This is a genomic window from Rhodococcus sp. 114MFTsu3.1, from assembly GCF_000383555.1.
Classification (GTDB): Bacteria; Actinomycetota; Actinomycetes; order Mycobacteriales; family Mycobacteriaceae; genus Rhodococcoides; species Rhodococcoides fascians_E.
Genome location: NZ_KB911544.1, coordinates 215,365 through 239,487, shown reverse-complemented (window position 1 = coordinate 239,487; position 24,123 = coordinate 215,365). Strand labels below are relative to the sequence as shown.

26 protein-coding genes and 6 tRNA genes are annotated in these 24,123 nt (G+C 65.7%); 21 read left to right on the top strand and 11 right to left on the bottom strand.

What is annotated here, in order from left to right; all coding sequences use genetic code 11:
* Positions 1-57: 57 nt before the first annotated feature.
* Positions 58-849 (bottom strand): pyrimidine reductase family protein, encoded by a 792-nt coding sequence (locus H292_RS0101110; RefSeq protein WP_020110156.1) that lies wholly within the window; start codon positions 847-849, stop codon positions 58-60.
* A gap of 34 nt (positions 850-883) precedes the next feature.
* Between H292_RS0101110 and zapE the strand changes: the two genes are divergently transcribed.
* Complete coding sequence (gene zapE, locus H292_RS0101105) at positions 884-1,900, top strand: cell division protein ZapE (RefSeq protein WP_019664011.1); 1,017 nt, start codon at positions 884-886, stop codon at positions 1,898-1,900.
* Positions 1,901-1,902: 2 nt separating this feature from the next.
* Here zapE and H292_RS0101100 read toward each other — a convergent pair whose 3' ends face one another.
* The 9 genes from H292_RS0101100 to H292_RS0101055 form a co-directional block, all read right to left on the bottom strand.
* Entirely contained in the window at positions 1,903-2,433 is a 531-nt protein-coding gene (locus H292_RS0101100; protein ID WP_019664010.1) for a GNAT family N-acetyltransferase, read from the bottom strand.
* Positions 2,430-2,702: a hypothetical protein gene (locus H292_RS0101095; RefSeq protein WP_019664009.1), complete on the bottom strand. Its 273-nt coding sequence runs from the start codon at positions 2,700-2,702 to the stop codon at positions 2,430-2,432. The genes H292_RS0101100 and H292_RS0101095 overlap by 4 nt, the downstream gene beginning before the upstream one ends.
* A gap of 55 nt (positions 2,703-2,757) precedes the next feature.
* Positions 2,758-3,417, bottom strand: a complete 660-nt coding sequence (locus H292_RS0101090; RefSeq protein WP_019664008.1) for an alpha/beta hydrolase family protein — start codon at positions 3,415-3,417, stop codon at positions 2,758-2,760.
* Positions 3,410-3,646 (bottom strand): hypothetical protein, encoded by a 237-nt coding sequence (locus H292_RS0101085; protein ID WP_020110155.1) that lies wholly within the window; start codon positions 3,644-3,646, stop codon positions 3,410-3,412. Before H292_RS0101085 ends, H292_RS0101090 begins: the two co-directional genes overlap by 8 nt.
* 123 nt (positions 3,647-3,769) lie before the next feature.
* Positions 3,770-3,844, bottom strand: a tRNA-Val gene (locus H292_RS0101080).
* Between the two features lie 16 nt (positions 3,845-3,860).
* Positions 3,861-3,932, bottom strand: a tRNA-Gly gene (locus tag H292_RS0101075).
* A 109-nt stretch (positions 3,933-4,041) separates the two neighbouring features.
* Positions 4,042-4,116, bottom strand: a tRNA-Val gene (locus tag H292_RS0101065).
* Between the two features lie 40 nt (positions 4,117-4,156).
* Positions 4,157-4,227: transfer RNA gene (locus H292_RS0101060), tRNA-Cys, on the bottom strand.
* 84 nt (positions 4,228-4,311) lie between these two features.
* Positions 4,312-4,383: transfer RNA gene (locus H292_RS0101055), tRNA-Gly, on the bottom strand.
* 253 nt (positions 4,384-4,636) lie between these two features.
* Here H292_RS0101055 and H292_RS0101050 point away from each other — a divergent pair.
* From H292_RS0101050 to pdxS, 9 genes are all read left to right on the top strand, one after another.
* Positions 4,637-4,708 (top strand) — tRNA-Val (locus H292_RS0101050).
* Positions 4,709-4,848: 140 nt separating this feature from the next.
* Positions 4,849-5,241 carry a TIGR02611 family protein gene (locus H292_RS0101045; RefSeq protein WP_026347589.1) on the top strand — a complete coding sequence of 131 codons (393 nt, stop codon included), beginning with the start codon at positions 4,849-4,851 and terminating at the stop codon, positions 5,239-5,241.
* A 134-nt stretch (positions 5,242-5,375) separates the two neighbouring features.
* The gene (gene thrS, locus H292_RS0101040; protein ID WP_094620658.1) at positions 5,376-7,430 is read left to right on the top strand and encodes a threonine--tRNA ligase; all 2,055 of its coding nucleotides are present in this window, start codon (positions 5,376-5,378) and stop codon (positions 7,428-7,430) included.
* Between the two features lie 2 nt (positions 7,431-7,432).
* The gene (locus H292_RS0101035) at positions 7,433-7,975 is read left to right on the top strand and encodes an HIT family protein (protein ID WP_019664004.1); all 543 of its coding nucleotides are present in this window, start codon (positions 7,433-7,435) and stop codon (positions 7,973-7,975) included.
* A gap of 25 nt (positions 7,976-8,000) precedes the next feature.
* The gene (pgsA, locus tag H292_RS0101030; protein ID WP_019664003.1) at positions 8,001-8,687 is read left to right on the top strand and encodes a phosphatidylinositol phosphate synthase; all 687 of its coding nucleotides are present in this window, start codon (positions 8,001-8,003) and stop codon (positions 8,685-8,687) included.
* Positions 8,684-9,589 carry a phosphatidylinositol mannoside acyltransferase gene (locus H292_RS0101025; RefSeq protein ID WP_020110153.1) on the top strand — a complete coding sequence of 302 codons (906 nt, stop codon included), beginning with the start codon at positions 8,684-8,686 and terminating at the stop codon, positions 9,587-9,589. The genes pgsA and H292_RS0101025 overlap by 4 nt, the downstream gene beginning before the upstream one ends.
* The gene (locus H292_RS0101020; RefSeq protein ID WP_020110152.1) at positions 9,586-10,710 is read left to right on the top strand and encodes a glycosyltransferase family 4 protein; all 1,125 of its coding nucleotides are present in this window, start codon (positions 9,586-9,588) and stop codon (positions 10,708-10,710) included. Before H292_RS0101025 ends, H292_RS0101020 begins: the two co-directional genes overlap by 4 nt.
* The gene (locus H292_RS0101015) at positions 10,710-11,735 is read left to right on the top strand and encodes an NUDIX hydrolase (RefSeq protein WP_020110151.1); all 1,026 of its coding nucleotides are present in this window, start codon (positions 10,710-10,712) and stop codon (positions 11,733-11,735) included. The genes H292_RS0101020 and H292_RS0101015 overlap by 1 nt, the downstream gene beginning before the upstream one ends.
* A gap of 118 nt (positions 11,736-11,853) precedes the next feature.
* Complete coding sequence (pdxS, locus tag H292_RS0101010) at positions 11,854-12,801, top strand: pyridoxal 5'-phosphate synthase lyase subunit PdxS (protein WP_019663999.1); 948 nt, start codon at positions 11,854-11,856, stop codon at positions 12,799-12,801.
* 4 nt (positions 12,802-12,805) lie between these two features.
* Here the strand turns inward: pdxS and H292_RS0101005 are convergent, their stop codons facing one another.
* Positions 12,806-13,372, bottom strand: coding sequence for a hypothetical protein (locus tag H292_RS0101005; RefSeq protein WP_020110150.1), 567 nt, complete (start codon positions 13,370-13,372; stop codon positions 12,806-12,808).
* A gap of 121 nt (positions 13,373-13,493) precedes the next feature.
* Between H292_RS0101005 and H292_RS0101000 the strand changes: the two genes are divergently transcribed.
* The 11 genes from H292_RS0101000 (at position 13,494) to H292_RS0100950 (ending at position 24,118) form a co-directional block, all read left to right on the top strand.
* On the top strand, positions 13,494-14,345 hold the full coding sequence (locus H292_RS0101000) for an acyl-CoA thioesterase (RefSeq protein WP_019663997.1): 852 nt from the start codon (positions 13,494-13,496) through the stop codon (positions 14,343-14,345).
* Positions 14,342-14,944, top strand: a complete 603-nt coding sequence (gene pdxT, locus H292_RS0100995) for a pyridoxal 5'-phosphate synthase glutaminase subunit PdxT (protein WP_020110149.1) — start codon at positions 14,342-14,344, stop codon at positions 14,942-14,944. Before H292_RS0101000 ends, pdxT begins: the two co-directional genes overlap by 4 nt.
* Before the next feature lie 101 nt (positions 14,945-15,045).
* Entirely contained in the window at positions 15,046-15,801 is a 756-nt protein-coding gene (locus H292_RS0100990; protein ID WP_019663995.1) for a YebC/PmpR family DNA-binding transcriptional regulator, read from the top strand.
* 92 nt (positions 15,802-15,893) lie between these two features.
* Positions 15,894-16,523, top strand: coding sequence for a crossover junction endodeoxyribonuclease RuvC (ruvC, locus tag H292_RS0100985; RefSeq protein ID WP_027498533.1), 630 nt, complete (start codon positions 15,894-15,896; stop codon positions 16,521-16,523).
* Complete coding sequence (gene ruvA / locus H292_RS0100980; RefSeq protein WP_019663993.1) at positions 16,520-17,128, top strand: Holliday junction branch migration protein RuvA; 609 nt, start codon at positions 16,520-16,522, stop codon at positions 17,126-17,128. The genes ruvC and ruvA overlap by 4 nt, the downstream gene beginning before the upstream one ends.
* Positions 17,125-18,201 (top strand): Holliday junction branch migration DNA helicase RuvB, encoded by a 1,077-nt coding sequence (gene ruvB / locus H292_RS0100975; RefSeq protein WP_020110147.1) that lies wholly within the window; start codon positions 17,125-17,127, stop codon positions 18,199-18,201. Before ruvA ends, ruvB begins: the two co-directional genes overlap by 4 nt.
* Positions 18,202-18,351: 150 nt before the next feature.
* Positions 18,352-18,768, top strand: a complete 417-nt coding sequence (gene yajC / locus H292_RS0100970; protein ID WP_019663991.1) for a preprotein translocase subunit YajC — start codon at positions 18,352-18,354, stop codon at positions 18,766-18,768.
* Positions 18,769-18,911: 143 nt separating this feature from the next.
* Positions 18,912-20,669 (top strand): protein translocase subunit SecD, encoded by a 1,758-nt coding sequence (secD, locus tag H292_RS0100965; protein WP_026347585.1) that lies wholly within the window; start codon positions 18,912-18,914, stop codon positions 20,667-20,669.
* A 1-nt stretch (position 20,670) separates the two neighbouring features.
* Entirely contained in the window at positions 20,671-21,864 is a 1,194-nt protein-coding gene (gene secF, locus H292_RS0100960; protein WP_020110146.1) for a protein translocase subunit SecF, read from the top strand.
* Positions 21,864-23,576 carry an ABC transporter substrate-binding protein gene (locus tag H292_RS0100955; RefSeq protein ID WP_020110145.1) on the top strand — a complete coding sequence of 571 codons (1,713 nt, stop codon included), beginning with the start codon at positions 21,864-21,866 and terminating at the stop codon, positions 23,574-23,576. Before secF ends, H292_RS0100955 begins: the two co-directional genes overlap by 1 nt.
* Positions 23,573-24,118: an adenine phosphoribosyltransferase gene (locus H292_RS0100950; protein ID WP_019663987.1), complete on the top strand. Its 546-nt coding sequence runs from the start codon at positions 23,573-23,575 to the stop codon at positions 24,116-24,118. Before H292_RS0100955 ends, H292_RS0100950 begins: the two co-directional genes overlap by 4 nt.
* The last annotated feature ends 5 nt before the right edge of the window (positions 24,119-24,123 follow it).

Here is a 24,123-nt window from a genome sequence, read left to right as displayed (position 1 = left end):
CCGCGCGGTCGGCGACCCATCCGACCAGGCGGTCGGCGACACATCCGACCAGGCCGGTCAGTGTTCGGTTCGGTGCTTGACCCACCTGGTCAGCAGTGTGCCGTCGTCGTCGGCGACGACGTGCGCCCTCGTCATGCGCCGGACCGCGCCGGATGCGGAGTGCGAGATCCTGCCGGCAGACCCCGCCACGAGGAGAGGCGACACCGTGAGGCAGACGTCGTCCACGGCGTCGTCGGCGATCAGCTGGCCGAACAGTCCCGGGCCACCCTCGCACAGGACGCGGTGAAGACCGAGACCGTCCAGCGCGCCGAGTAGGTCGCCGGTCGTCACGGTCGTCTCACCTGCCTCGACGATCCGGGCTCCGGCGTCGGACAGTGCCTTCTTCTTGTCGGCGGACGCGGCTGCAGTGGTCACGACGATCGGAGTGACGGTGGTGTCGGTGAACACTCGCGCGTCGGGGTCGAGTTCGGCGGAGGCCGTCACGACCACGACTGGGGGGAGTTCGTCCAACCCGCGGTCGACGCGGGCCCGGCGGGTGTCGTCGGGCAGGGAGACGCCTCCGTAATTTTCGGCGCGCACGGTTCCGGCGCCGACGAGGACCGCGTCGGTCAAGGACCGTAGGACCCCGAAGACTGCCTGGTCGGCGGGCGACCCGAGGCCGGCGGACACGCCGTCGGCCGTCACTGCTCCGTCGATGCTGGCCACGAAGTTCGCCCGAATCCACGGGCGCCGGGGTCGAGGGGGATAGGCGTACAGGCGCGACAGGTCGGCCTCGTCCAGCCGGCCCTTCGCGACGCGTGACACATCGCTCTCGGATGTGAAGTAGGTCGCAATATCCAGTAGCTGCATAAGGTAGATAACACCACGTCGCTACGCTCGTTCAATGCCTGCACGTCTTGTCGATCGAAACCCCGTCGTTCCATCCGATCAGTTGATCGCTCAAATGGTTCCGCCGGCCATGTTCGACGACGTCAGCTTCTCGTCGTACATTCCCGATCCGAACGAGCCGAGCCAGGCCGAGGCGGTCGCGAAAGCCGAGGCGTTCGCGCAGAAGGTCACCAAGATCCGCGGAAAGGGTGGCAAGCGCGGCCTCTTCGGCAAGAAGACCCCGGCAACCGGCGCGGGCCTGTACCTCGACGGCGGGTTCGGCGTCGGCAAGACCCACCTTTTGGCGTCGATCTTCCACAGCGTGCCCGAGCCCAAGGCATTCGGAACGTTCGTGGAGCTGACACATGTGGTCGGGGCGCTCGGCTTCAACCAGGCACTCGATCAGCTGTCGAACCACAGTGTCCTGTGCATCGACGAGTTCGAACTCGACGACCCGGGTGACACCATGCTGGTGTCCCGTCTGCTGTCCGAGCTCTCCGCACGTGGAGTGTCCATCGTCGCGACGTCGAACACTCTCCCCGGACAGCTGGGCGAGGGCAGGTTCGCTGCCGAGGACTTCATGCGCGAGATCAAGAAGCTCGGGTCGATCTTCGAGTCGATTCGTGTCGACGGCCCCGACTACCGACACCGCGACCTTCCGCCTGCTCCCGATCCCACCTCCGAGTCCGAACTGGTCGAGCGCGCGAACCACGTCGAGGGCGCAACGCTCGACGATTTCGACGAGTTGCTCGCACACCTGAGTACGTTGCACCCGTCGCGGTACGGCAAGCTGCTCGACGGCGTCGAGGCGGTCTTCTGGAAGAACGTGCACCCCGCTGCCGACCAGGCGGTCGCACTCCGACTTGTCGTGTTGGCCGACCGCCTGTACGACGCGAGCATCCCGGTGACGGCGTCCGGCGGAAAGCTCGACGAAATCTTCACCGAGGAGATGTTGGCAGGCGGGTATCGCAAGAAGTACCTGCGTGCCACCTCGCGCCTGCTCGCATTGTCTCGTTTCGCAGCCGTCGGCTGACGTCAGAGGACTCGTTCGAACACGAAATCGTCGTGTACCTCGGCACCGACGGTGAACGTCTTGGTGCCCACACGGTGGAACCCGTGCTTGGCGTAGTAGCGCTGAGCTCGCGCGTTCTGCTGGTTGACGCCCAACCAGATTCCAGCGCAGCCGAAGTCGACCGCCAACGCCACGGTCGCCGCCATCAGTGCCGCCGACACTTCGCTGCCGTGATGACCCGGTAGGACGTACATCTTGGACAGTTCCATCGTCGGCGATGTCGACAGGACGGCGCTGATCGAGGGGTCGGCCGGCTCGCCGCGAATCAGCATGGCGTACCCGACGATCGAGTCGTCTTCACGCGCGGCGAGAATCGTCCGATCCGGATCGTCCAGGTAGTCGGCGAACCGTTCGTGGGAGAGCACCTCGCCGATGAAGGCTTCGATCGACTCCTGGGTCGACCCGGGTGGACAGGCCAGCGGAAACGTCACGGCGGCGACGTCGGCGAGTTGTTCGGCTTCCCAGATTCCGGCTCGGCCCACGATCACGGTCACAGTCGGTCCACCGCCTCTTTGGCTTCGCGCAGCGGCAACCCGGTGCGGGACCGCAGGAGTTTGATCGCTGCGAGCGAGTTTCCCTCGTGTTTGAGCGTGCGAAGCGTCGGTTCGATGTCGGCCCACAGGACCCCTGTCGATGCGAGCGGCGCCGGGGGTTTCGTCGAATCCGTGCGCTTGCCCGGACGTTTACGAGCCAGCAGCCACGCAGCGAGAACCGCTGCGTCGATCAGAACGAGTGCAACGACGAACCATCCCCAGGTGGGCATGAGACAAGTAGAACATTCGAGCAGTTTCCTACCGCACGGGGACTCGCCGACGCGATTACCGGGCTGTGCCGAACAAGGGTGACGCGTGCTCGAACGATCGCTCGGCGACGCGGTGCTTGGCTGCGGACAGGTCGTGTCCTGCACCGTCGATCTCGAGCAACTCCGTCGGGCCGGGGATCGATGCGATTGCCAGCCTCAGCTCGTCGGGTGTGCCGAATGGATCCTTCGTGCCCGAGACGAACAGGGTGGGGATATCTATTCCGGGTAGGTGCGCGGTACGTGCCTTGTCGGGTTTGCCCGGCGGATGCAACGGATAGGACAACAGCAGCGCACCGACGGCGGAGAGCCCCTCCGACACCGTCATCGATGCCTGGCGGCCTCCATAGGAGTGTCCTCCCACCACGAGAGGCGCTGCGGTGAGGCTGCCGAGATATTCGACCGCGAGCACCACACTGTTTCGATCGGCCGCGGACTTCGACGGATGCGGTGGGCCGGACGGCTTCGCCTGCCGGAACGCCAGATCGAACCGCAGAACCGTCACCCCGTGCGCGGACCATGTGGTGGCGACGTCGACGAGGAACTTGGCCGAGCAGTCACCGCCGGCCCCGTGCGTCAGTGCGAGTGCGGCCACCTCCGGCCCGTCGGACCGATGAAGATACCCACGAACTCCGTCGACACCGTGCACTTCGTGGGTGTCGGTGGGCGCCTCAGGCATCCGGCGTCGAGTCCTCCTTCAGGCCGCCGTTGTCGTCGACCATGTCTGCGAATGCCGTCCCGGACACCATGCCGTCCGTTCCGGGCAGCGTGACTGTCGGCCGTGCGCCGGGTTCGTACTGGGCATCGATCTCCGCCGCGTCGGACTTCGCCCTCTCCTCGGTGCTCGGATCCGTGGTCGGTGTGACACCTTCGGCGCCACTGTCTGCCTCGTTCGTACGGTCGGCCATCGGTGGGGTTCCTTCCGGTCGGGGATGTCCCTCCAGAGTGCACGTGTATGACCTGAATCACCACCCCTGCACGGGTCCAGACCACAAATGCCCTCCAGCACGGGGCTGAAGGGCATTCTCGGATGGTGCGCGATACTGGGATTGAACCAGTGACCTCTTCCGTGTCAGGGAAGCGCTCTCCCGCTGAGCTAATCGCGCAGGCGAACATCGAACGAGCGGATGACGGGATTCGAACCCGCGACCCTCACCTTGGCAAGGTGATGCGCTACCACTGCGCCACATCCGCATGTGCATCGAACGCTGCATCCGAGGACGGATCCAGCGGGCGATGCGGTGAAACCACCGACATTCAGTCGGACGAAAAGAACCCCGGCACAAGACCGGGGTTCTTCGCGTGGTGCGCGATACTGGGATTGAACCAGTGACCTCTTCCGTGTCAGGGAAGCGCTCTCCCGCTGAGCTAATCGCGCAGGTACTTGCATCGAAGACGGCTGCCTCCGACACACTGCGAGGTGGAGACGGGAATCGAACCCGTGTGCACGGCTTTGCAGGCCGTTGCCTCACCACTCGGCCACTCCACCATGGGCCAGGCGTTCTCTCGATTGCCCTTGATCCGAATCGGCACAAGCTCTCGCTGATTCGGCCCTGAGATTGTTCCAGCCTCGAGCGGATGACGGGATTCGAACCCGCGACCCTCACCTTGGCAAGGTGATGCGCTACCACTGCGCCACATCCGCGTGCCCCGCGGAACCGTTACCGTCTCCGTGGTGCGGTGAAAACACTAGACCAACTTCTGGCGAACTCACAAATCGCCTTGTCAGTGCCGCTGTCGGTTGCTCGAGTGGCGTCACTGTCGGGTCGGGGGCGAGCGCCGACACGGGGAAGAGTCTGTACGGAACGCTCGACGAACAGGGCGATTCGAGTATCCCGCGGTACGCATGTTAATGTTCTGCCTCGTTCGAGAGGCGTACATCGCTGTCGGACGATGACGGTCCCGTGGCTCAGTGGAAGAGCGTCCGCTTCACACGCGGAAGGTCGCTGGTTCGATCCCAGCCGGGACCACTGGAAGCAAACAACGAGCCCCCGCGCCAAGCCCCACGCACCGAGCGTGGGGCTTGTGTTGTCTCACGCGCCGGTAACCTGATGCGGTGACTGCAGACGATCGCGCCGAAACCGCGCACGACGACGGCGTATTCGACCGGGTGTCGGAACGACGACGCCAGTTCCGTGCCAAGATCAGAGCCAATCCCACTCTCGATCTCGCGTACCGAATCACGGTCGGCGTGGTCGGGCTGATCGTGCTGGGGCTCGGAATCCTGGCGATTCCGTATCCGGGTCCCGGGTGGCTGATCGTCTTCGCGGGCCTCGGCATTCTCGCGTCGGAATTCACGTGGGCGCATCGGCTCCTGAAGTTCGCGCGCAAGCACTACGACCGATTCATGGAGTGGTTCTCGCACCAGTCCGTGTTCGTCAAAGGGCTCGGTGTACTGCTGACCACGGCCGTCGTGCTGGTGACGTTGTGGTTGCTCGGTACGTTCTCGCTCATCGGCGGGTGGTTCGGTCTCGACTGGAGTTGGCTGTCCAGTCCACTGTGACGACGCGTCCGCGATGTGACGGCGAACGTGCACCCGAGAGCCGATAGGCTGTCCTCGGTCTCACCGACCGCCGCTATCCACTTACACCGGGATCTTCCCTGCGAGGATCGACCAAGGAGTACATCGCCGTGACCATGCCCGTAACCGCCGTCTCGCCCGCCCGCATCATGGTGCCGGCCGGAACGACTGCCGGAACGGCACTTCGGGACACGGGCTTGCCCAACAAGGGACCTGACGCGATCGTCGTCGTGCGTGACGCCGACGGCAAGCTTCGCGATCTGTCCTGGGCTCCCGACGGTGATGCCGAGGTCGAGCCGGTGGCCGCGAACACCGAGGACGGCCGCAGTGTCATCAGGCATTCCGCCGCGCACGTCCTGGCGCAGGCGGTCCAGGACCTGTTTCCCGGTGCGAAGTTGGGCATCGGCCCGTTCATCAAGGACGGCTTCTACTACGACTTCGACGTCGAGCAGCCGTTCACTCCCGAGGACCTGACCGCGCTCGAGAAGAAGATGAAGCAGATCGTGAAGGCCGGCCAGCGATTCTCGCGTCGCGTCTACGACTCGATCGATCAGGCCCGAGAGGAACTGGCGAACGAGCCGTACAAGCTGGAACTGGTCAACGACAAGTCCGGCATCGACGATCCCGAGATCATGGAGGTCGGCGGCGGCGAGCTGACCGCGTACGACAATCTGAATCCGCGGACGGGGGACCGAATCTGGGGCGACCTGTGCCGCGGCCCCCATATACCGACCACCAAGTACATCCCTGCGTTCAAGTTGACCCGCAGTTCCGCCGCCTACTGGCGCGGCAACCAGGACAACGCCGGTTTGCAGCGCATCTACGGAACCGCGTGGGAATCTTCCGAGGCTCTCGATCGCCACCTGGAGCTGCTGGCCGAGGCGGAGCGCCGCGACCACCGCAAGCTCGGGTCGGAGCTCGACCTCTTCAGCTTCCCGGACGAGCTGGGATCCGGGCTCCCGGTGTTCCACCCCAAGGGCGGCATCATCAGAAACGAGCTGGAGAACTATTCCCGGCAGAGGCACATCGAAGAGGGATACGACTTCGTCAACACCCCGCACATCACCAAGGGGCACCTGTACGAGGTGTCCGGCCACCTGGACTGGTATCGCGACGGGATGTTCCCGGCCATGCATCTCGACGCCGAGCTCGACGAGAGCGGTGCTGTGCGCAAACCCGGCCAGGATTACTACCTCAAGCCGATGAACTGCCCGATGCACAACCTGATCTTCCGCTCGCGGGGGCGCTCGTATCGTGAACTGCCCTTGCGGTTGTTCGAGTTCGGAACCGTGTACCGCTACGAGAAGTCCGGAGTCATCCACGGACTCACCCGCGTTCGAGGTCTGACCCAGGACGATGCCCACATCTTCTGCACTCGTGCGCAGATGCGCGACGAATTGACCACGACGCTCGAATTCGTTCTCGGTCTGCTCAAGGACTACGGGCTCGACGACTTCTATCTGGAGTTGTCCACTCGCAACCCGGACAAGTCGGTCGGCAGCGACGAAGTGTGGGAGGAAGCGACCAACACGCTCGCCGAGGTGGCAGCCGCGTCCGGTCTCGATCTGGTTCCCGATCCGGGTGGCGCGGCGTTCTACGGCCCGAAGATCTCGGTTCAGGCGAAGGACGCACTGGGTAGGACATGGCAGATGTCCACCATCCAGCTCGACTTCAACCTGCCCGAGCGCTTCGAGCTCGAGTACACCGCTACCGGGGGAAGCAAAGAACGCCCGGTGATGATTCACCGAGCACTGTTCGGCTCGATCGAGCGGTTCTTCGGTGTACTCACCGAGCACTACGCGGGTGCGTTCCCGGCGTGGCTGTCCCCAGTGCAGGTCGTCGGTATCCCGGTGGCAGAGGTGCATCAGGATCATCTGTTCGCTGTGGTGGCCGAACTGAAGAAGCGCGGAATTCGGGCAGAGGTCGATGCGTCGGACGACCGCATGCAGAAGAAGATCTTCAACCAGACCGCGCAGAAGGTGCCGTTCATGCTCCTCGCCGGCGAACGTGACGTGGAAGCCGGAGCGGTCAGCTTCCGGTTCCGCGACGGCACTCAGGTCAACGGAGTCGCGACCGACCGAGCTGTCGAGCTGATCGCGGACTGGATCAGCTCGCGCAACAACGCATCTCCCACCGCAACCCTCGTCGCCGAGACCTCAGGAGTGAGCTGACCATGCCCGACAAGGACGCGGCGATCGTCGACACCGGTTTCGGTGACCCCGATCGACTCCAACGTCTGTGGACGCCGCACCGCATGTCCTACATCACCGAAGCTCCCGGTGAGAACAGCAAGTCCAGCGAACCGTTCTCGGACATTCCGAAGATGAGCGACGAGGACGGGCTCGTGGTCGCGCGAGGCGAGCAGGTGTACGCGGTGCTCAACCTCTACCCGTACAACCCCGGGCACACGATGGTCGTCCCGTACCGGCGCGTCGCTGCGTTGGAGGATCTGACGCCCGCCGAGAGCGCCGAGCTCATGTCGTTCACTCAGCACGCCATCAGGACCATCAAGCGCGTGTCCAACCCGCACGGTTTCAACGTCGGACTGAACCTGGGTGCGGCAGCCGGAGGATCGTTGGCCGAGCATCTGCATCAGCACATCGTTCCCAGGTGGGGCGGCGACGCGAATTTCATCACCGTCGTCGGTGGAGCGAAGGTCATGCCGCAGCTGCTGCGTGACACGCGGGCTCTGCTGGCGTCGGCCTGGGCCGAATGAACATACGTCGAAAGGGGGGTTCGCGGTGCTGAGCATTCTCGGTAGGACTCCGATGTCCAAGGTGACGGCACCGCTCGGTCGAGCGCTCAACGCCACCGGACTGACTCCCAATTCGGTCACGCTGATCGGCACCGTCGTGACGGTGGCTGCCGCCGTGACGATGTTCCCGGCCGGGTACCTCTTCTGGGGCACGATGGTGATCACGCTGTTCGTGCTGTTCGACATGCTCGACGGTGCGATGGCGCGCGCACGCGGTGGCGGAACGAAGTACGGAGCGGTACTCGACGCGACCTGTGACCGCGTCGCGGACGGCGCGATCTTCGCCGGCCTCGCCTGGTGGGCGGTGTACAGCGAGCAGGACAAGCTGCTGCTGATCGCAACTCTGGTGTGCCTCGTGACGTCGCAGGTCATCTCCTACGCGAAGGCGCGCGCGGAAGCCAGCGGTCTGTCGGCGGACGGTGGATGGATCGAACGGCCCGACCGCCTGGTCATCGTTCTGGTCGGTGCAGGACTGACCGGAATCGGTCGGCACTACGACGTTCCCTGGCTCGACAGCCTCATCTACCCGGCAATGTGGGTTCTCGCCGTGCTCAGCGTGGTCACGGTGTTCCAACGAGTGCTTGCCGTGCGCCGCTCCGAGGGCGCCAGGGACATCATCAGCAAGGAACCTGCGGCCACGACCGACGGCGACGCGAAGACCGATACGCCGTGACTCTCGGCGAGCGCGTCGGCGACGCGGGGTACGCCGCGGGCTGGCGCCTGGTGAGATCGCTTCCGGCCGGGCTGGCGACCCGACTGTTCGACGCCGGAGCGGACGTCGCGGCCCGTCGGGGCGGCGGCCCGGCTCAACTCCGTCGAAACCTCTCACGCGTGCTGGGCACCACAGCGGACCAGGTGCCCGACGAGCTAATCCGTGCGTCGTTGCGCTCCTACGCCCGATACTGGCGAGAGGCATTCCGCCTTCCATCGATGGACCTCGATGAGTTGGCGGCGTCGCTCGATTCGAGCATCCACGGCCAGGAACACCTGAACGCTGCGCTCGCCGACGGTCGCGGCGCGGTGCTCGCGCTGCCGCACAGCGGAAACTGGGACATGGCCGGTGTGTGGCTGGCACGGACTCACGGCACCTTCGCGACCGTCGCGGAACGGTTGAAACCCGAATCGCTCTACCAGCGGTTCGTGGCCTACCGAGAAAGCCTCGGTTTCGAGATCTTCCCGCTCAGCGGAGGGGAGGTGCCGCCGTTCGCGGCGCTGTCGGAACGTCTGCGGGAGAACAAAGTCGTCTGCCTGCTGAGCGAACGCGATCTGGCCAGGCACGGTGTGCCCGTCACGTTCTTCGGGGAGCCGACACGAATGGCGGCGGGCCCGGCTCGCCTCGCGATCGACACAGGCGCGCACTTGCTGCCCGTGCACTGCTACTTCGACGGCGATGCCTGGGGCTTCTCCATCTCACCGCGCATCGACGTGGGCGAGGGAGTCGAGACCGCCACGCAGCAGCTCGCCGACCGCTTCGCCGACAACATCGCGACCTATCCCGCCGACTGGCACATGCTCCAACCTCTGTGGATGGACGACCTGTCCGATTCGCGGCGAGCACGGATCGAGGGCACGTGAAGATCGGGATGGTCTGTCCGTACTCCTTCGACGTGCCGGGTGGAGTTCAGGCACACGTGCAGCAGCTCGCCGAGGTGTTCATCGAACGGGGTCACCGAGTGAGCGTCCTCGCACCGGCGTCCGACGACACCGAACTACCCGACTTCGTCGTCTCCGCGGGTGAGGCCCTGGCCATTCCGTACAACGGCTCGGTGGCGAGGCTCCGGTTCGGGCCGGTCACGTACTCGCGCATTCGGAAGTGGATCGCCGAGAACGACTTCGACGTCCTGCACATTCACGAACCGAATGCCCCGAGCCTGTCGATGCTGGCACTCAAGGCCGCCGACGGCCCGATAGTGGCGACCTTTCACACTTCCACCACGAAGTCGTTGGTACTCAGTACGTTTCAGGGTGTTCTCCGTCCCTACCACGAAAAGATCAGCGGACGGATCGCGGTATCCGAACTCGCCCGCCGGTGGCAGGTCGAGGCACTCGGCAGCGATGCCGTCGAAATCCCCAACGGTGTCGACGTACCGGCCTTCCGACGCGCAACGCTGCTTCCCGGGTATCCCCGAGCCGGCGGCACCGTACTGTTCCTCGGCCGCTTCGACGAACCACGCAAAGGCATGGCGGTGCTGCTGCGCGCGCTTCCGACACTCGTCGAGCGACACCCCGACGTCGAGATACTCGTCGTCGGACGCGGTGACGAGGACAAACTACGAAAGGAAGCGGGCGCGGCAGCGTCGCATCTGCGGTTCCTCGGGCAGGTCGACGACGAGGAGAAGGCGTCGGCGATGCGGAGTGCCGACGTGTACTGCGCCCCCAACCTCGGCGGCGAGAGCTTCGGGATCGTGCTCGTGGAGGCGATGGCGTCGGGTACCGCTGTGGTGGCCAGTGAGCTCGACGCGTTCCGGCGGGTCCTTCGCGACGGCACCGCCGGCCTGTTGGTGCCGATCGACGACGACGTCGCCCTCGCCGATGCCGTCGACGCGGTGCTGTCCTCGGACGATGTCAGGGACCGTGTGGTGCAGGCGGCGACCCGGGCTGTGGCGGAATACGATTGGCCGGTCGTCGCCGAGCAGATCATGCGGGTCTACGAGACCGTGACCGTCGGGGGACAGAAAGTGCGGGCGGCGAGCTGATGACACTGTCCGCGTTGACGATTCTGATCGTCGGTCTCGTCGCGGTACTGGTCCTGGTGATCGGGCTGTGGGCCTACGCGACGGCCAACCGCCTCGATCGGCTGCACGTCCGCTCGGACCTGTCGTGGCAGTCGCTCGACTCCGCACTGGCGCGCCGCGCCGTGGTGGCCAGAGCCGTGGCGTCGGCGACCAGGGCCCAGCTGGAGGACAGTCGGCGATTGGCGGCGCTGGCCGACGCCGCCGAACGCGCCGACCGCGCACATCGTGAGGCGGCCGAGAACGCGGTGTCGGTGGCGCTGGCGGCGCTCGATCCTGCCGATCTGCCCCCGCAACTGGTAGCCGAGCTCGCCGACGCCGAAGCCCGGGTGCTGATCGCGCGCAGGTTCCACAACGATGCGGTGCGAGACACGTTGGCGCTGCGCACGACCGCGGCGGTTCGTGCACTGCACCTGGGCGGAACTGCGCCCCTGCCGACGTACTTCGAGATTGCCGAGCGGTCGGCGTCCGACACCTTCGGGTCCGAGGGGCGAGCGGTGCAGCGCACCTCGGCGAGAGTCGTTCTCGTCGACGAACGAGGCCGGGTGCTTCTTCTGCGCGGCCACGATCCGACGGTTCCCGACGTGTATTTCTGGTTCACCATCGGTGGCGCCGTCGAGTCCGGCGAGAACCTCCGCGAGGCCGCTGTCCGTGAGGTCCGGGAGGAAACGGGTCTGGGCGTGGCGTCGACCGAGTTGAAGGGGCCGATGTGGCGGCGGGTGGCCACGTTCCCGTTCAACGGAGTGCTCCTGCGGTCCGAGGAGCTGTTCTTCGCGTCGAGGACTCAGGAGTTCGAGCCCGAACATTCGGGATTCACCGACTTCGAGCGTCGAACGGTGACGGGCCACAAGTGGTGCACCGAGGACGACATCAGGTCACTCGCGGCGATCGGCGAGACGGTGTATCCGCAGGATCTCGCCGAACTGCTCGACGAGGTCAACATCGTGCTTGCGCGTAGAACCGAACCGGACGTACGCGCTATCCGCTGAGGCCGACGGACACGGCGGAACGGAGCGCTCGGTCAGGGGTCCAGCAATTCTCGACTGGCTATGGGAACGAATGCCAGTTCGGTCTACTCTCGGGCACGCCTCGCTCCGAGGTAGTCCCGTGTTCCCTCAGCTGCAGGAGAGTCCTTTGAGTACGCCCATCGTTCCCGCATCAGACGTCGAAGACAACGGCCGGGGGACAGCACGCGTCAAGCGCGGCATGGCCGAAATGCTCAAGGGCGGCGTGATCATGGACGTGGTCACCGCCGATCAGGCCAAGATCGCCGAGGATGCAGGGGCCGTGGCGGTCATGGCGCTCGAACGTGTTCCGGCGGACATCCGCGCGCAGGGTGGTGTGTCGCGGATGAGCGATCCGGACATGATCGACAGCATCATCGCCGCGGTGTCCATCCCCGTCATGGCGAAGGCGAGGATCGGCCACTTCGTCGAAGCGCAGATACTCCAGAGTCTCGGCGTCGACTACGTCGACGAATCCGAGGTGCTGACCCCGGCGGACTACGCCAACCACATCGACAAATGGAACTTCACCGTCCCGTTCGTGTGCGGCGCAACCAATCTCGGCGAAGCGCTGCGTCGGATCACCGAAGGCGCAGCGATGATCAGGTCCAAGGGCGAGGCGGGTACCGGCGACGTGTCCAACGCGACCACGCACATGCGCAAGATCCGCGACGAGATTCGCCGACTCACGTCGCTGCCCGAAGACGAGCTGTACGTCGCGGCAAAGGAACTTCAGGCTCCCCACGACCTGGTCGTGGAGGTCGCACGTGCGGGCAAGCTGCCCGTGACCCTGTTCACGGCCGGCGGCATCGCTACGCCGGCTGACGCTGCGATGATGATGCAACTCGGTGCGGAGGGCGTCTTCGTCGGATCCGGAATCTTCAAGTCCGGCAACCCGAAGGAGCGTGCCGAGGCGATCGTCAAGGCGACGACCTTCCACGACGACCCCGACGTCCTCGCCAAGGTCTCGCGTGGCCTGGGTGAGGCCATGGTGGGCATCAACGTCGACGATCTTCCGGTTGCTCACCGTTTGGCCGAACGCGGCTGGTGACGTCTCAGGCCTGGAGTATCGCGGGCCGGTCCGGGTGATCCCAGCGGACCACGACGTCCGCAGTCGGTGCCTCGTCGTAGAACTCGAGCAGCGGTGCAACCGTCCATGCGTCGGCCTCGGGGGTCCGGCGCCGCATGGTGGCTTCGCTGATCTTCAGGTGCACCGTCACCGCTGCATCGGGAATGCGTCCGAGGGCCGTCGGACCGGCGATCAGCAGAACATGGTCGGGAGCCGCGTCGACGAGGCTCGCCCTCGCGGACCGATCGGCCACCTCGTCCCAGAGCCGGGGTAGGAACGTTCCTCGGCCTCCGGGACGCATCGGGGCAACGACCTCACGCTCCACCGCGGCGAAGTCGAACCAGGCTGTCCGATAGGTCAACTCGTCGGTCCGAGAGTACTCGAATCGCAGTGAGGCGGGCCGCACGTAATCGTGGAGATCGATCACGTCACAACGCCGTCCGGACGCGCCCACGAGGTCACGGACCGTCCCGGCGAAATCGACCGGACCAGCAGCGTCGACGCCGTCGATCACACCGATTGCGCGGCGGCCGTGGGGAATTCGATCGGCCACTGCCCGGGCGAGTAGTTCCGGGAAAATCGGCACAGGCGTCGGCAGGTCTCGGTTCGGCACCGGTTCATCTTGCCTGTTTCCGCGCTTGTTAGCCTTCACCAGCAGCGACGAGAGGTGAACAATGGCCAGTATCGAGGACATTCTCGAATTGGAACGTATCGAGAACGACATCTTCCGTGGTCGAACCTTCCCGAGCATGTTGCAGCGGACGTTCGGCGGGCAGGTCGCCGGGCAGGCTCTGGTGTCGGCCGTCAACACAGTCGCCGACGACTACCGCGTGCACTCGTTGCACGGTTACTTCATCCGGCCGGGCAACCCCACGGAGCCGACCGTCTACATGGTCGAGCGCATCCGTGACGGCAGGTCCTTCTGTACGCGCCGTGTCACCGGAATTCAGGACGGCAAGGCGATCTTCACCATGTCCGCGTCGTTCCACGTCGACGACGACGGCATCTCGCACCAGGACACGATGCCCCGCGTCGTCGATCCGGAGACCTTGCCGGACCCGCGCACCCTTCCGGAGTTCGACAATTCGTTCTACGAGGAGTGGAAGGAATGGGACATACGCAAGGTCCCCGATGAGCAGACCGAGAAATACCCGAGCCTCGCCGCCCAGCAGCGAGTGTGGTTTCGTTACCGCGATCGGTTGCCGGACAATCAGGTGTTCCACGTCTGCGCGCTCGCGTACATGTCCGACATGACCCTGATCGGCTCGGCGAAGGTCCCACACCCGGGCGTGGCGACTCAGACGGCGTCACTCGATCACGCGTTGTGGTTCCTGCGCCCGTTCCGCGCCGACGAATGGCTGCTGTACGACCAGACGTCGCCGTCCGCGGACTTCGGGCGTGCGCTGGCACAGGGCCGAATTTTCGACCGGCAGGGTCGCATGGTCGCCGCCGTAGTGCAGGAAGGTCTGATGCGCTTCGAGCGGGATCGAACGAAATCGGCCACCGATCCGTTCAAGCCCAGGTGACCGGGCCTCGCATCGGTGTACTCGCGTTGCAGGGCGACGTCCGAGAACACCTCGCTGCGCTGAGCTCGAGCGGCGCCGAGGCAGTCGCGGTACGCCGGCCCGCGGAGTTGGACGGCGTCGACGGACTCGTCGTTCCCGGCGGCGAATCGACGACGATGAGCAGGCTTCTGACGGTCTTCGAACTGCTCGAACCGCTGCGTGCCCGGCTGCGTGACGGACTACCCGCTTACGGATCGTGTGCGGGAATGATCATGTTGGCGAGTGAAGTTCTCGATACCAGAGAGGACGCCCAGCATCTCGACGCCCTCGACATCACCGTGCGGCGCAATGCCTTCGGTCGTCAGGTCGACTCCTTCGAAACCGATCTCGAGTTCGCTGGAATCGACGGCGACCCCCTGCGCGCGGTGTTCATCCGAGCGCCGTGGGTGGAACGCGTCGGCGACGGCGTGGAGGTCCTCGCCACCGTTCCCGACGGTCCCGCCGCGGGTCGCGTCGTCGCGGTGCGCCAGGGGCCCGTCATGGCCACCAGCTTTCATCCCGAGGTCACCGGTGACCGTCGCGTACACGGACTCTTCGTCGACCTCGTGCGTGGGGTCTGAGCGGCGACGTTCGCACGTTTGCGGACGTGTATGGAGTCGGTGCCGGTCGAGCACGCGTAAACTACGAACACTTGTTGTAAGTACGAAAGGGGCTCCATCGCATGAGCGGCCACTCCAAATGGGCCACCACCAAGCACAAGAAGGCGGTGATCGACGCCAAGCGTGGCAAGTCGTTCGCCAAACTCATCAAGAACATCGAGGTGGCGGCCCGCACCGGTGGTGGCGATCCCACAGGTAATCCGACGCTGTTCGACGCCATCCAGAAGGCGAAGAAGACGTCGGTTCCCAACGACAACATCGAGCGTGCGCGCAAGCGCGGCGCGGGCGAGGAAGCCGGCGGCGCCGACTGGCAGACCATCATGTACGAGGGCTACGGACCCAACGGTGTGGCGGTGCTCATCGAGTGCCTCACCGACAACCGCAACCGCGCCGCGGGCGAGGTTCGGGTGGCGATGACCCGCAACGGCGGCAACATGGCGGACCCGGGATCGGTGTCGTACCTGTTCTCGCGCAAGGGTCTGGTGACGTTGGAGAAGAACGGTCAGTCCGAGGACGACGTCCTGATGGCGGTTCTCGACGCCGGTGCCGAGGAAGTCACCGACAACGGCGACACCTTCGAGATCGTCAGTGAGCCAACCGATCTCGTTGCAGTCCGAACGGCGCTGCAGGAGGCCGGGATCGACTACGATTCGGCCGAGGCCAGCTTCCAGGCGTCGGTGAGCGTTCCCGTCGACGTCGACGGTGCACGCAAGGTGTTCAAGTTGATCGACGCGCTCGAGGACAGTGACGACGTTCAGAACGTCTACTCCAACGTCGAACTGTCGGACGAGGTTCTCGCGCAACTCGACGAGGACTGACCCGTCGGCGGCCGGTCGGGTGTCGCACACGCCCGCTCGGCCTGCCCTCCGCTACGCTATCGAACAACAGTTCGTAAGCGGAAGGTGAACACGTGCGAGTGATGGGCGTCGACCCAGGCTTGACCCGGTGCGGGTTGAGTTTGATCGAGGGCGGTTCGGGGCGCAGTGTCATCGCATTGGACGTCGATGTCGTGCGCACTCCGGCGGACATGGATCTGGCTCAGCGTTTGCTCCGAATCTCCGAGGCCGCGGAGTATTGGCTCGATACTCATAAGCCTGACGTCGTCGCCGTCGAGCGCGTGTTCGCGCAACACAACGTGCGCACCGCGATGGGCACGGCGCAAGCCGGGGGAGTGATCGCGCTCGCCGCAGCCCGCCGAGGCATCGACGTCTGCTTTCACACTCCCAGCGAGGTGAAAGCCGCGGTCACGGGCAACGGTAGTGCGGACAAAGCGCAGGTCACAGCCATGGTCATGCGGATTCTCGGACTGCAGACCGCACCGACTCCCGCCGACGCGGCCGATGCTCTCGCTCTGGGTATCTGTCACTGCTGGCGCGCGCCGATGATCGCGAGGATGGCGAAGGCCGAGGCGATGGCCAAAGAACAGCGGCGCAAGTACGAGGTACGGCTGGCCGAGGAGCGTAAAGCACGGACAGCCGCGGCGAAGAAGAGCGCCCGAGCCGTAGCGGCTCGGGCTGTCGGAGAGGCGGGCGTCGGATGATCGCATCCATCCGCGGGGAAGTACTGGACATCGCGCTCGACCACGCAGTCCTCGAAGCGTCCGGGGTCGGATATCGAGTCAACGCGACACCCTCGACACTCGCGTCGTTGACTCGGGGATCCGAGTCCAGACTGCTGACGACCATGATCGTCCGCGAGGACTCGATGACCCTCTACGGGTTCTCGGACACCGAGTCACGGGACCTGTTCGTACTGTTGCTGACGGTGTCCGGTGTCGGGCCTCGTATCGCGATGGCCACCCTCGCCGTGCTCGATCCGGCGGCGTTGCGGACCGCCTTGGCGGACGGCAACGTCACTGCGTTGACGCGTGTACCCGGGATCGGAAAACGCGGTGCCGAACGGATGGTCGTCGAACTGCGGGACAAGGTCGACGCCATCGTCGGCGGAGGGGGAGCGTCCGCGACGCCGACCGCAGGCGCGAGCGGCGGCGCGGTGCACGATCAGATCGTCGAAGCCCTCACCGGACTCGGATTCGCGGTCAAACAAGCCGAGGACGCGACAGCATCCGTACTGGCCGCTCAGCCCGACGCGTCGACGTCGGCTGCGCTACGCTCCGCGCTCGCGTACCTGGGTAAGACGAGATGACCGACGACGCCGACCTCGAGGACTCACAGGTGACCGCGGAGGTCACCGCGGACGACGTCGACGTCGAGACCAGTCTGCGCCCGAAATCGCTGACGGACTTCATCGGTCAGCCGCGAGTGCGTGAGCAACTCCAACTCGTCCTGACCGGTGCGAAGCTTCGTGGCGGCACACCCGATCACATCCTGATGTCGGGCCCACCCGGGCTCGGCAAGACGTCGATGGCGATGATCATCGCCCAGGAACTGGGTACGTCGTTGCGACTGACGTCGGGGCCCGCGCTCGAACGGGCAGGTGATCTCGCCGCCATGCTCAGCAACCTCGTCGAGGGCGACGTGCTGTTCATCGACGAGATCCACCGAATCGCGCGCCCGGCCGAGGAGATGCTGTACCTCGCCATGGAGGACTTCCGTGTCGACGTGGTGGTGGGCAAGGGGCCGGGCGCCACCTCCATCCCTCTCGAAGTCGCGCCGTTCACTTTGGTCGGAGCCACCACCCGATCGGGCGCCCTCACCGGACCGCTGAGGGATCGCTTCGGCTTCGTCGCGCACATGGACTTCTACGAACCCGAGGAACTGCAGCGGATACTCGTGCGCTCGGCAGGCATCCTCGGCGTGCCGATCGACGCGGCAGGATGCGCCGAGATCGCCGGACGCTCGCGCGGTACCCCACGTATCGCGAACCGCCTGCTTCGCCGAGTGCGCGACTACGCCGAGGTGCGTGGGGACGGCACCGTGACCAAACAGACGGCGCAGGAAGCGCTCGTCGTCTACGACGTCGACCAGTTGGGTCTGGACAGGCTGGACCGAGCGGTTCTCAGCGCGTTGATCCGGAGCTTCGGAGGCGGGCCCGTCGGCGTGTCGACACTCGCGGTCGCCGTCGGAGAGGAACCGTCGACGGTGGAAGAAGTGTGTGAGCCGTTTCTGGTACGCGCGGGCATGGTTGCACGGACTCCCCGTGGACGGGTGGCGACGGCAGCAGCGTGGCAGCATCTCGGTCTCGTGCCCCCACCGGACCTCGCCATCGGCGGTATTTCCGTGCGAACGAACGAAGCTCAGCAGGGATTATTCGAGTAATTGCCCGGCAAAGCTCAGGAGCCGGACAAGTCGGCAGTGAGGTAATGGCACACTGGACCCGACGCACGGCACTCCGAATGCGCGCGACGCGCTCGCTATCGGACGCCGACACGACAAGAACAACGACACCTCTTAGGACTGACGTAGAAGATGGAACTGCTATTTCCGCTGCTGATCGTGGCGCTGCTCGTACCGATGTTCCTCAACGTGCGCAAGCAGAAGAAGGTCCTCGCCGACACCCAGGCATTGCAGGACTCGCTGAAGGTCGGTGACGAGGTCGTGACGACCGCAGGCCTCTACGCCCGCGTCGCGCTGGTGGAAGAGGACACCGTCGACCTCGAGATCGCCGACGGCATCATCACCACCTGGTCCCGGGCAGTCGTCCGTGAGGTTCTCCCACCGGAGACCGACGACGAGTTCGACGATCGTTCAGGCGACGCGATCACCGCACCCGACGACCTGTCCGGTGTGGAAGGTGCAGGACCGTCGCTCGACAAGACCGTGTCGTCGCAGCCCTCCGCCGACGACACCGTCGAACAGAGCACGCGTCGCCTCGACAAGGAGTGACTTCGCGATGATCTCAGCCGCTGTCGGACACGGTCCGGCAGCGGTTTCGCGTGCAAGGGTCCAGGCGCCCGGTATGCCCTGAACCTCCCGCGAGTCACCTCTCGTCACCTCACCCTCAAACGCCAAGAGGAGAATCACACACCGTGGCACCTTCAAGCGGATCGGTGCATCCATCCCGCTATCTCGCCGTGTTCGGCGTCCTGATGGCCGTTGTGTACGCCTTGGTCTTCTTCACCGGAGACAAGTCCCCCGAGCCCAAGCTCGGTATCGACCTCGAAGGCGGTACCCGTGTCACGTTGACGGCGCGGACGCCGGACGGCAGCGCGCCGAGCCGTGAGAGCCTGATCCAGGCACAGCAGATCATCACCACTCGCGTAGACGGTCTCGGTGTCGCGGGCTCGGAGGTGCTCATCGACGGCGAGAACCTCGTCATCACCGTTCCCGGTGACGACAGCTCGCAGGCACGCACTCTCGGCCAGACCGCGCGGCTGTTCATCCGCCCGGTGATTCAAGCTGCACAGCCCGCGGCAGGCGCCCCCGCGGGAGGAACCGAGCAGGCCCCGGCAGGTGGAACACCCGCCGAGACGCCCGCTGCCGACACTCCTGCGCCGTCCGGAGATGCGGTGCCTCAGGGTCGCCCGTTCCCGGCACAGGATCCCAGCGCGGTCGATCCGACACCCGCGCCCACACCCGCCGACCCCGCCGAGGATCCTGCTGCGGAGGACCCGGCTGCGGACGAGCCCGCGGGCACCGAGGCCGAGCAGGCCGCCGACCAGATCGCCGAGGCGAAGGCGCTTCGTCAGAGCGAGGACCCTCAGGTCCAGCAGGCTGCCCTCGCGACGATCGACTGCAACGCTCCCGACCCGTTGCAGGGCAACGACGACCCGGCCTTGCCGTTGGTCGCATGCTCCACCGACGGTGCCGCCGTGTACGTCCTCGGGCCGAGCATCATCGACGGTCAGCAGATCTCCGATGCGACCTCCGGATTCAACTCCCAGCAGTCGCGTCACGAGGTCAGCCTGAGCTTCGATTCCGAAGGCAGCAACACGTGGGCGCAGTTCACCGGAGCCAACATCGGCAGCCAGGCTGCGTTCACGCTCGACTCCAAGGTCGTCAGCGCGCCGGTGATCCAGGGCGCGACGCCGGCCGGTAGCGCAACGTCCATCACCGGACAGTTCACCGCCCAAGGTGCATCGGACCTCGCGAACACCTTGAAGTACGGATCGCTTCCGCTGTCCTTCGCGTCGTCGGAAGCCGAGACCGTGTCCGCGACGCTGGGGCTGGCTTCGCTCGAAGCGGGTCTGCTCGCCGGAGCGATCGGCCTCGCGCTCGTGTTGGTCTACTGCCTCGTGTACTACCGTGCGCTCGGATTTCTCACCGCACTGTCGCTGGTGCTCGCGGGTGCGATGGTGTACGGAATTCTCGTTCTGCTCGGCAGATGGATCAACTTCACCCTCGACCTTGCCGGCATCGCCGGTCTGATCATCGGCATCGGCATGACGGCCGACTCGTTCGTCGTGTTCTTCGAGCGCATCAAGGACGAGATCAGGGAAGGCAGAAGCTTCCGATCCGCCGTTCCGCGAGGCTGGACGCGTGCACGCAAGACGATTCTGTCCGGTAACGCCGTGAGCTTCATCGCCGCCGCGGTGCTCTACGCCCTGGCCGTCGGTCAGGTGCAGGGCTTCGCGTTCACGCTCGGCCTCACCACGATCCTCGACGTCATGGTGGTCGTCCTGGTCACCTGGCCGCTGGTCTACCTCGCGTCGAAGTCCAAGTTCTGGTCCAAGCCCGGCGTGAACGGGCTCGGCGCCGTCGCGCAGATCGCGCAGGAACGCAAGCGCGCCGCCGCACGTGCCATGGCAAGCAAATCCGCATCCGATGCTGCGACGAAGGGGGCCTGAGATGTCCGATTCATCCGAGAACACCGAGGGCACCGGGTCGGTCCTGCTGCAGGACTCCGGCGTCGATCAGAGCGCGCAACCCGCGCGTGGTTGGCTGTCGAGGCTGTACACGGGAACGGGCGCGTTCGAGGTCGTCGGTAGGCGCCGGTTCTACTACATCCTCACCGCGGCGATCGTCCTGGTGTGCCTGCTCAGCATGGTCTTCCGGGGGTTCACCCTCGGAATCGACTTCGAAGGCGGAACCAAGATTCAGGTTCCCGCCGACGGCGGTGTCACCTCCGAGCAGGTGGAGACGGTGTTCACCGACGCTCTCGGGTTCGGCCCCGAAGCAGTGCAGACCGTCGGCTCCGGCGCGGCTGCCACGGTGCAGGTGCGTTCCGAGGCACTCGACGCAGGACAGGTCGACCAGGTGCGTCTTGCACTGTTCGACGCCTTCCAGCCGGTGGACAGCACTGGAACGGCGAGCCCCAACGCCATCAGCTTCTCCGACGTCAGCGAGACATGGGGTGGGCAGATCACGCAGAAGGCACTGATCGCGCTCGTCGTGTTCCTTGTCATCGTCAGTATCTACATCGCGATCCGATACGAGAGGGACATGGCGATAGCAGCACTCGCCGCACTGTTCTTCGACCTGCTGGTCACCGCCGGTGTGTATTCGCTCGTCGGGTTCGAGGTCACGCCCGCGACGGTCATCGGCCTCCTCACCATCCTCGGGTTCTCGCTGTACGACTCCGTCGTGGTCTTCGACAAGGTCGAGGAGAACACGCGCGGAATCCTTCACCTGGGCCGGAAGACCTACGCCGAGCAGGCCAACCTGGCCGTCAACCAGACCCTGATGCGGTCGATCAACACCACCGTCATCGGCGTTCTGCCGGTGTTGGCGCTGATGGTCGTCGCCGTCTGGCTGCTCGGTGTCGGCACACTCAAGGACCTCGCGCTCGTCCAGCTCGTCGGCATGATCGTCGGCGCGTACTCGTCGATCTTCTTCGCGACGCCGTTGCTGGTGTCCATCAAGGAGAAGTGGGGTCCCGTCGCGGCCCACACCAAGAAGGTGTTGGGCAAGCGTGCCGAGGCCGCGAAGCGCGTAGGGTCGGACACTCCGGTCGTAGCAGGGTCGGGCACAGTCCCCGACGCGCCGGTGACCCCTCGGGTGGGCTCGCGGCCTACCGGAAAGCGTGCCAAGAAGAGGCGTTGATGAACGTGCGAGTCCAGAGGTCGCGGACGACGGCAGCGGTGGCGGTCGTCGCCGTCACAGCAGGCGCTCTCGCAGGGTGCTCGACGGCAGAGGACCAGGTCCCGTCCATCGGATACGCCGTCGACACGGTATTGACCACGTACAACGCCAATACGGTCGACGGCGCCGCATCGGCGGCCCGGCAGGCGTTCCCTCGGGTCCAGACCGGCTTCGGCTACGTCGGACCCGAAGGCGAAGCGCTCTCGGACAACGACGTGGGCGGGGTGTCGGTCGTACCGGCCGACGTCCTCACGGTGTCGTACACGATCGCGCCGCAGGCGACGTACTCCGACGGCGTCCCGATGACGTGCGACGACCTGGTGCTGACATGGGCAGCGAACAGTGGGCGCTTCGTGGCGGGGGAGAACGACCTGCCCCTGTTCGACGCTGCGTCGAGCGCGGGATACCGAGACATCGAACGAGTCGACTGCATCCCGGGAAGCAAGGACGCCACGGTCGTCTACCGTCCGGGTCGGAACTACGACGGCTGGCGGTCCTTGTTCGGCGCAACCGATCTTCTGCCCTCCCATGTGGCAGCTCGCGTCGCCGGGGTCCCCAATGTCGTCGACCCGATCCTGTCCGGCGACCTCGCGGCCGTCGGGAGGATCGCCGAGTTCTGGAACACGGGCTGGAATCTCGTTCCAGGACAGATCGACACGTCCCTGCTGCCGTCCAACGGGCCCTACCGCGTCGACTCCTACACCCAGGAGGACGGCCTCGTACTCGTCGCCAACGAGTCGTGGTGGGGGGTTCCGCCCGAGACCGACCGCATCGTCGTATGGCCGAAGGGAACCGACGTCGCCGCACGCGCAACCGAGGGCGACCTCGAGGTCGTCGATCACGGTGCAGGCGGCGACATCCCATCGGACGGCTTCGAGCGCACCGACTTTCCGTCCCACGGCGTGGAGCAATTGACGTTCGCGACGAGCGGTTCGCTCGCGGCGTCCGCTGCGCGCCGCGCAATCGCAGCGTGTGTGCCGCGGGAGCAACTGTTCGACGGCGTCGGCCACCCCGGATACGACGAGTCCGCAGGCATCGGCTCGGCCGTCGTCGATTCCCGACTCGTCCGTCCGAGCGCGCTGCTCTACGGACCGGTGGCCGCCACCGCGGACGGCCGTTACCGGCAAGCGGACGTCGCGGCGTCGACGACCGAGCGAAACAACGCCGATCTGGACAGCCTCACCGTTCGAGTCGGCTACCTCGCACCCGATCCACGGCGCGCACGGATCGTCGCCGACATCGCGTCCGCATGCGCGCCCGCCGGGATAACCGTCACCGACGCAGGGTCTCCGGACTTCTCGCCGAGTGCACTACGCACGGGGGCGGTCGACGCCGTTCTCGGAGCCACTGCGTCGGCCTCGGGACCGTCGGGAGCGGTGTCCGAGGAAGCGGCGCGCTACAGCGTGCACAGCGGGAACGGCAGCAACGTCGGTGGATTCACCAACGGCAGAATCGATGCGATCGTCAACGAGCTGGCGACGGCGCCGTCGGATGGGACCGTGCTGTCTCTCGCGACCGAAGGGGAACGGATCCTCTGGAACGAGATGCCCTCGCTTCCACTGTTCAACCAGCCTCGAACGTTGGCCGTGGCGGACGGTATGACCAACGTCGTCGTGAATCCGACGGTGGCGGGTGCAGGGTGGAACATGGATCGTTGGATACTGCTCAGGTGAACAGAGTTTCCGAAGAGAGAGCGTCGATCGCGTCGGACCACATCGACCGACTCACCCGATGGGCCGACGATTTCCCGGTCGACGGGGTGCGGTTCGCCGATCTGACGCCGGTGTTCGCAGATCCAGACGGTCTGAAGTCCGTGGTAGCGGCACTGGCCGAGGCCGGTTCGGGAGCCGACCTCGTTGCGGGAATCGATGCGCGCGGCTTCTTGCTGGGCGCGGGTGTCGCGTTGGAACTCGGCACCGGCATTCTCGCGGTCCGCAAGGCAGGCAAGCTCCCGCCACCCGTGGTGGCGCAGAGCTACGAACTGGAATACGGGTCGGCGGAACTCGAGATCCCGGCCGACGTCGACATCTCGGGCCGGAAGGTCCTGATCGTCGACGACGTCCTCGCCACCGGTGGCACCATCGCGGCCACCGCAGAGTTGTTGCGGGCCTGCGGCGCCGAGGTCGTCGGTGCTGCGGTCGCGCTCGAGATCGCGGTCCTCGAGGGTCGAGGCAAGTGCGAGGGCTACCCGCTTGTCTGCCTTCGGCAGGTCTGAGGACT

Excerpts from the sequence above, each read along its gene's own strand:
- H292_RS0101095 (WP_019664009.1), bottom strand. The coding sequence starts at position 2,702 with ATGCCCACCTGGGGATGGTTCGTCGTTGCACTCGTTCTGATCGACGCA.
- H292_RS0101015 (WP_020110151.1), top strand. The coding sequence starts at position 10,710 with ATGACACTGTCCGCGTTGACGATTCTGATCGTCGGTCTCGTCGCGGTA.
- H292_RS0101110 (WP_020110156.1), bottom strand. The coding sequence starts at position 849 with ATGCAGCTACTGGATATTGCGACCTACTTCACATCCGAGAGCGATGTG.
- H292_RS0101035 (WP_019664004.1), top strand. The coding sequence starts at position 7,433 with ATGCCCGACAAGGACGCGGCGATCGTCGACACCGGTTTCGGTGACCCC.
- H292_RS0101090 (WP_019664008.1), bottom strand. The coding sequence starts at position 3,417 with ATGCCTGAGGCGCCCACCGACACCCACGAAGTGCACGGTGTCGACGGA.
- H292_RS0100990 (WP_019663995.1), top strand. The coding sequence starts at position 15,046 with ATGAGCGGCCACTCCAAATGGGCCACCACCAAGCACAAGAAGGCGGTG.
- ruvA (WP_019663993.1), top strand. The coding sequence starts at position 16,520 with ATGATCGCATCCATCCGCGGGGAAGTACTGGACATCGCGCTCGACCAC.
- yajC (WP_019663991.1), top strand. The coding sequence starts at position 18,352 with ATGGAACTGCTATTTCCGCTGCTGATCGTGGCGCTGCTCGTACCGATG.
- H292_RS0101085 (WP_020110155.1), bottom strand. The coding sequence starts at position 3,646 with ATGGCCGACCGTACGAACGAGGCAGACAGTGGCGCCGAAGGTGTCACA.
- H292_RS0101000 (WP_019663997.1), top strand. The coding sequence starts at position 13,494 with ATGGCCAGTATCGAGGACATTCTCGAATTGGAACGTATCGAGAACGAC.
- thrS (WP_094620658.1), top strand. The coding sequence starts at position 5,376 with ATGCCCGTAACCGCCGTCTCGCCCGCCCGCATCATGGTGCCGGCCGGA.
- H292_RS0100955 (WP_020110145.1), top strand. The coding sequence starts at position 21,864 with ATGAACGTGCGAGTCCAGAGGTCGCGGACGACGGCAGCGGTGGCGGTC.
- secF (WP_020110146.1), top strand. The coding sequence starts at position 20,671 with ATGTCCGATTCATCCGAGAACACCGAGGGCACCGGGTCGGTCCTGCTG.
- zapE (WP_019664011.1), top strand. The coding sequence starts at position 884 with ATGCCTGCACGTCTTGTCGATCGAAACCCCGTCGTTCCATCCGATCAG.
- ruvB (WP_020110147.1), top strand. The coding sequence starts at position 17,125 with ATGACCGACGACGCCGACCTCGAGGACTCACAGGTGACCGCGGAGGTC.